This is a genomic window from Ideonella margarita, from assembly GCF_038066635.1.
In the GTDB taxonomy this organism is placed as follows: Bacteria; Pseudomonadota; Gammaproteobacteria; order Burkholderiales; family Burkholderiaceae_C; genus Ideonella; species Ideonella margarita.
Map to the genome: position 1 here is coordinate 111,259 of NZ_JBBUTI010000014.1, position 6,529 is coordinate 117,787.

4 protein-coding genes are annotated in these 6,529 nt (G+C 65.5%); all 4 read left to right on the plus strand.

Annotated elements, in window-relative coordinates; all coding sequences use genetic code 11:
* Positions 1-2: 2 nt before the first annotated feature.
* The gene (locus AACH00_RS17890; RefSeq protein WP_341400535.1) at positions 3-548 is read left to right on the plus strand and encodes an NUDIX hydrolase; all 546 of its coding nucleotides are present in this window, start codon (positions 3-5) and stop codon (positions 546-548) included.
* Between the two features lie 45 nt (positions 549-593).
* Positions 594-2,822: a type I secretion system permease/ATPase gene (locus tag AACH00_RS17895; protein ID WP_341400536.1), complete on the plus strand. Its 2,229-nt coding sequence runs from the start codon at positions 594-596 to the stop codon at positions 2,820-2,822.
* A gap of 272 nt (positions 2,823-3,094) precedes the next feature.
* On the plus strand, positions 3,095-4,387 hold the full coding sequence (locus AACH00_RS17900; protein WP_423221960.1) for an HlyD family type I secretion periplasmic adaptor subunit: 1,293 nt from the start codon (positions 3,095-3,097) through the stop codon (positions 4,385-4,387).
* 211 nt (positions 4,388-4,598) lie between these two features.
* A partial coding sequence (locus tag AACH00_RS17905; RefSeq protein ID WP_341400538.1) for an Ig-like domain-containing protein occupies positions 4,599-6,529 on the plus strand: 1,931 nt, incomplete at its 3' end.

Genomic DNA, 6,529 nt, shown 5'->3' on the forward strand with positions numbered 1-6,529 from the left:
GCATGCTGCTTGCCCGATCCATCAAACACTGCCGGGCCTGCGGGGCGCCGACCGTCTACACCACACCGGCTGACGACAACCGTGAACGCGCTGTCTGCACGGCTTGCAACACCATCCACTACGAAAACCCTCTGAACGTGGTGGGCACGGTGCCGGTGTGGCAAGACCAGGTGCTGCTCTGCCGACGGGCGATCGAGCCCCGGCACGGTTTCTGGACGCTGCCCGCCGGCTTCATGGAGCTGGGTGAAAGCGTGGCCGAGGGCGCGCTGCGCGAAACCCGCGAAGAAGCCGGCGCGAACATCGAGATGGGCAGCCTCTTCACGATGCTGAACGTGGTGCGGGTCGGCCAGGTTCACTTCTTCTACCGGGCCCGCATGCTCGACACCGAGCTCGACCCTGGCCCGGAGACGCTCGAAGCGCGGCTGTTCCGGGAGGACGAGATTCCCTGGGACGAGCTGGCTTTCCGCACCGTGCGCGAAACCCTGCGCCTGCACTTTGCCGAGCGGCACCAGCTTCAGTCCACGGTGCACGTGGTCGATATTGCCTGAACAGGTCATTTCGTCGGCCCGACCTCGCCTGTTTCATCGAAATCCATGACAGAACCTTCAGTACCAGCAGCGGCCTCCGCAACAGCATCAGCAACTGCCGCCAGCGTGCCCGCCTCCAGTGCTTCGCAGGCCGCCGCCCCGGTGCGCAACCGCGAAGACCTGTTGCAGGCCGACCCGCTGCTGGACTGCCTGGTTGAAATCTGCCGCCTGCACGGCCACAGCGCCACACGCGCCTCCCTGTCGTCGGGCCTGCCTCTGGCCAATGGCCGCCTGCCACTGGACATGGCCGAGCGCGCGGCGTCGCGCGCAGGCATGGTCACGCGCCTGTCGCGCACCCCGCTTGACGCGATCGAGCCCGCGACCCTGCCCGCCGTGCTGCTGCTGAAGGAAGATCAAGCCTGCGTGCTGCTGGGCTGGGACGGTGACACCGCCCGCTTGCTGCTGCCGGAAACCGGGCAAGGCACCGTCACGCTGAGCCGGGAAGCACTGACCGCACGCAGCGCGGGCCTGGTGCTGCATGTCCGCCCTCATTTCCGCTTCGACAGCCGCACGCCCGAAGTCAAACCCACCCGTGAAGGCCACTGGTTCTGGAGCGCACTGCTCGGCCAGCGCTTTGTCTACAAGGACGTGCTCTGGGCCGCGGCGCTGGTGAACATCTTCGCGCTCGCCAGCCCGATGTTCTCGATGAACGTCTACGACCGGGTGGTGCCCAACGCAGCACTAGAAACGCTGTGGTCGCTGGCGGTGGGCATCCTCATCGTGATGGCAGCCGACCTGCTGCTGCGCAAGATGCGCAGCCGTTTCGTCGACGAGGCCAGCGCCCGCATCGACGTGCAGATTTCAGCCACGCTGATGGAACGCGTGCTGGGCATGCGGCTGGAGAACCGCCCGGAGTCGGTGGGCTCGTTCGCATCAAACCTGCGTGGTTTCGAGCAGGTGCGTGACCTGATCGCCTCCAGCACCGTCACCGCACTGATCGACCTGCCCTTCGCGTTGTTGTTCGTGCTGGTCATCTTCATCATCTCGCCCTGGATGGCCATTCCGGTGATCCTCGGCTTTGGTGGTGTTTTGCTGGCAGGCTGGGTCATCCAGGACAAGTTGCACGCGCTGGCCGAAACCACCTACCGGGCTTCGTCTGCCCGCAATGCCACGCTCATCGAAAGCCTGACCGGCATCGAAACCATCAAGACCCAGGGCGCTGAAGGCGCCATCCAGGCCAAGTGGGAACGCGCCAACGTGTTCCTGGCCAGCACCAACGTGAAGATGCGGTCGCTCTCTTCCGGCGCCTCCTACATGACGGCCACCGTGTCGCAACTGGTGAACGTGGTGATGATCGTGCTGGGCGTCTACCTGATCGGCGCCAAGCTGCTCACCATGGGCGGATTGATCGCCTGCGGCATGCTGGCTGGCCGTGCGCTGGCGCCTGCAGGCCAGATTGTGGCGCTGCTGATGCAGTACCAAGGCGCGCGCACCGCACTCGAAGGCCTGGAAAAGCTGATGGCCAAACCGGTGGAACGCCCGGAAGGCACGCATTACATCCACCGTGCGAAGCTGACCGGCGAGATCGAGTTCCGCGGCGTAAGCTTCCAGTACCCGAACCGCACCGACAACGCACTCGAGAACCTCAGCTTCAAGATCAAGCCGGGCGAACGCGTGGCCCTGATCGGCCGCGTCGGCTCGGGCAAGTCGACGATCCAGAAGCTGATGATGGGGCTCTACCAGCCCACCGAAGGCGCCGTGCTGGTCGACGGCATCGATCTGAGACAACTCGACCCCGCAGACCTGCGCAAGAACATGGGCTATGTGTCGCAAGACGTGATGCTGTTTTACGGAAGCCTGCGCGAGAACATCACCTTCGGCCTGCCCTTCGCAGATGACGGGTCCATCGTGGCGGCGGCAGACGCCGCCTGCCTCACCGAATTCGTCAACCGCCACCCGAGTGGCTTTGACATGAATGTTGGCGAGCGCGGTGAGTACCTGTCGGGCGGCCAGCGCCAGGGCGTGGGCATTGCACGGGCGATGTTGCACAACACCCCCGTATTGCTGCTCGACGAGCCGACCAGCGCGATGGACTTCTCCACCGAAGGCGCCATCACCTCGCGCCTGAGCAGCATGGCGGCAGACAAGACCGTGGTGCTGGTGACCCACCGAACCTCGCTGCTGTCGCTGGTGGGGCGCGTCATCGTGATTGACGGTGGCAAGGTGGTCGCCGACGGACCGCGCGACCGGATCATGGAAGCGCTGCAAAGCGGCCGCATTGCAAAGGCAGCCTGACCATGAGCGATTCCGACAAGAACAACGCAGCGGCAGCCGCAACCCCTCAGGCGGGCCTCGATGTCACCGCCGCTGCCAACATGGCCCAGGGCGACAGCTCATCCATGCCCATGCCCCCGGCCTTGGCCGCTGCCATCCAGGCCGAAGCCGAGCAGCATGCCGCCCCGGCACAAGCCCCTTTGGCACCTGCCAAGGTAGCGCGCCAGCCAGTGTGGCTGCAACGCCTGCGCCTGGCCTTTGCGCCGACCAACGCCGACCTGCCCATTCCGGGCATGGCGCATTTTGAAGATGCCGCCGATGCCGTCATGTCGCGCCAGGCCACCCAGCGGGCGCAGCAGATTGTTCGGGTGTCAGCCGCAGTGGTCGCCTTGCTGGTGATCTGGGCCGCCTTCGCCAAGGTGGATGAGGTCACACGCGGCGAAGGCCGTGTCGTGCCATCGCGGCAGCTGCAGGTGCTGCAGGCACTCGACGGGGGGGTGGTGACCGAAATCCTGGTGCGCGAGGGTGAGGTGGTTGAACCCGGCCAGCTGCTGTTGCGCATTGACGAGACGCGTGCCAATTCCGGCGTTCGTGAAATTGCAGCCCAAGGTTTTGCCCTGGAGGCGCGCACGGCCCGCCTGCGCGCGCTGGCCGAAGGCGCCAGCTTCAAGCCGCCCGTTCCGGAAACGGAAGAGGAAAAGAGCATCCTGGAAGAAGAGCGCCGCCTTTATGAATCGAAGCTGAGCGAATTGGGCAACCTGGTCGGCATCAGTCGGCAGCAATTGTCGCAACGCCAGCAGGAACTCTCCGAAACCCAGGCGCGCCGCGCCGCTGCAGTCCGGGGCCTGGAGCTGGCCCAGCAGGAGTTGAACCAGACGCGGCCGTTGCTGGCCACGGGGGCTGTGTCTCAGGTGGACATCCTCCGTCTGGAGCGCGACGTGACGCGCGGCCGCGGTGAAGCCGAACAGGCAACGGCTCAGATTGCCCGCGTTCAGGCGGCCATTGGCGAGGCTACCCGCAAGATCCAGGAAACCGAGATGAGCTTCCGCAACGAAGCCCGTCGGGACATGGCGGAAGCCATGGGCAAGCTGAACGTGTTGAACCAGGGTTCCGCCGCTTTGGCCGACAAGGTCGACAAGGCGCAGGTGAAATCGCCGGTACGCGGTAGGGTTCAGCGTTTGCTGGCCAACACGGTCGGCGGCGTGGTCCAGCCGGGCAAGGACATCGTCGAGATCGTGCCCCTGGACGACGCGCTGGTGCTGGAAGCGCGCGTGCAGCCCAAGGACATCGCGTTCATTCGCCCCGGCCAGGACGCCAACGTCAAGTTCACGGCCTACGACTTCTCCATCTTTGGCGGCCTCGAAGCCAAGGTCGAGAACATCAGCCCCGACACCGTCACGGACGAACGAGGCAACTCCTTCTATGTGGTGCGTGTGCGAACCACCCGACCGAACTTCGACGAGAAGCTCCCGGTCATCCCTGGCATGACGGCTGAAGTGGACGTGCTGACCGGTCAGAAGACGGTCCTGTCCTACCTGCTCAAGCCGGTCCTCAAGGCCAAGGCGTACGCCCTCCGCGAGCGCTGAACGCTCTTCGAAACGCGCCGCCGCCCTGGCGGCGCGGCATCGGGCCTCCCCTGCCCGAGCGTCAAAGCGCCCTTGCCGCTTACGCTTAAAAACCTCTAAGCCCTGCTTTTAGTGATCCAGTTCACATAAAAGTCTCCCGTTGGGAGCGGTAACCATTTGTGTAGAAGTTATCCTCTGTCCAGCACCCTCATTGCCTGCCGGAGTCATATTCATGTCCAGCCAAAACACCAACAACTCGTCCGCCCAAGCTGCCACCGTGGCCGCCAATGCCACCACCGGCAAGACCATTGCCGTCAGCATCGGGTACGCCAGTGTTGGCTCCCAGGCGGGGCTGGATGCCTCGGTCAAGGCAGCCATCGCCAAGGGTTACAACCCGGTGCGCAAGCTGACGGGCAAGGTCGTGGGCGTCTGGGGTGAAGCCCTGCTGCGCACGGCTGATGGCGAAATTCGCCCGCTGAAGGTCGGTGATGTGGTCAAGAAGGGCGATGTGGTGCTCACCGCCCAGGACGGCATCATCCAGATTGAAGGCGCACGGGACACGAAGGCGGCCCCGAGCGAGATCGACCGCGTGATTGAACAGGTGGCCCAGGGTGCTCCTGAAGCTGTCACGGCCGCCGGCAACACCCCGGGCGACACGCTGGGTGAGGGCCTGCGTGTCGACCGTGTGGCTGAGGCCGTGACGCCGGCTGGCTTCAATTTGTCGGGCGGGAACGATCAATCCGCGATCCGCAGCTTCGAGACGGCTCAGGAAGCGCCGCTGACCCCGGACACGGCCACGTCGGACAGCGTCAGCGCCGGCGAGGGCAGCAGCGTGACCTTCGACCCGCGCGCCAATGACAGTTTCAGCGGCGGCAACGTCACCGTGACGTCCGTGGCAGGCCAGGCGATTGCCGTGGGCACGCCGGTCACCATCCCGCAGGGCACGGTTGTCCTGAACCCCAACGGCACCCTGACTTTCACGCCGACGCCCAACTTCAACGGCACGCTGAACCTGACCTATACGGCGACGGACGGCACGGGCACCCCGGTTGGCGCCAACATCACCATCACTGTCACTCCGGTCAACGACGCCCCGGTGGCGAACGACGACACGGTGACGGTGACCGAAGACACGCCGGTGTCCGGCAATGTGCTGGGCAACGACACGGACGCTGACGGCGACACGCTGACGGTGACGGCCGTGACGGTCGACCGCAACGGCGACGGCACGCCGGACACGGTCACGCCGGGCACGCCGGTGACCATCACCACGGGTGGTACTCCGGTGGGCACGCTGCTGGTGAATCCTGACGGTACGTTCACCTTCACCCCCGCATCTGATTACAACGGCCCGGTTCCGCCGGTCACCTACACCGTGACCGACGGCCAGGGCGGCACCGACACCGGAACGCTGACCCTGGTGGTCAGCCCGGTGGACGACGCATCCGTGCTTGCAGCCGACACCAACACGGTGGCGCAGGACACGCTGGCCACCGGCAACGTGCTGGCCAACGACAGCGACAAGGACAGCACCTTGAGCGTCGGCACCTTCACCGTGGCCGGTCAAACCGCCGCGGCGGGTGGTTTTGTCACGGTCGCTGGCGTCGGCACGCTGACGATTGCCAGCAACGGCGCGTACACCTTCGCGCCAGCGGCCGGCTACAGCGGGACCGTGCCGACGGCGACCTACACCACCAACACGGGCAGCAGCGCCACGCTGAACATCGAAGTCACCCCGGCCCCGGCTCCGCCGCCCCCGGTGGACCAGCCTTCGGTGCTCGCCCCTGACACGAAGACGGTTGCCGAAGACAGCGTCGCCACCGGGAATGTGCTGGCCAACGACAGCGATGCCGACGATGTGTTGAGCGTTGCTTCGTTCAGCGTCGCCGGCTTGCCTGGCACCTTCGCTGCTGGCACCACGGCCACCATCGCAGGCGTTGGTACGCTGGTCATCAACTCGAACGGTGGCTACACCTTCACCCCGGTTGCCGACTACAACGGCACCGTGCCGCAGGTCTCTTACACGACCAACACCGGTTCCTCGTCCACGCTCGACATCAACGTCACGCCGCTGGACGACACCCCGGCTGCCAGCGACGACCTGGCGACCACGCCTGAGGACACGCCCGTCACCATCGACGTGCTGGCCAACGACACGGACGC